This window comes from Rhizobium sullae, assembly GCF_900169785.1.
Taxonomy (GTDB): Bacteria; Pseudomonadota; Alphaproteobacteria; order Rhizobiales; family Rhizobiaceae; genus Rhizobium; species Rhizobium sullae.
On the sequence record NZ_FWER01000217.1, the window covers coordinates 1 to 310 of the forward strand.

At 61.6% G+C, this 310-nt stretch carries 1 pseudogene; it reads left to right on the plus strand.

Annotated elements, in window-relative coordinates:
* Positions 1 to 310, plus strand: a pseudogene (locus BN1800_RS39845) (bifunctional sulfur transferase/dioxygenase Blh); the annotation flags it as partial.

The window sequence follows — 310 nt, forward strand, 5'->3', positions numbered from 1 at the left end:
CTCATTGGCGAGGTGATTGATGGTCGGATGTCAGCCGACGAGTTCGTTGAATTCGGACGCAGCCGGGGCTTCGACACGTCTTCCGCTGCAGCTTGGCTGGAGAGGCATGCCGCGCGCCGGCCGCAGGTGAAGGGCTTCTTCGACAAACGCACCTGGAGCGTCCAGTACGTGGTGTCCGATCCCGCGACCTGCAAGTGTGCCATCATCGACCCAGTCCTCGACTTCGACGAGAGGGCCGGAGCAACGGCGACCATCAATGCCGACGCGATTCTCGACTACGTCCGCGAAAAAGATCTGACGGTCGAGTGGA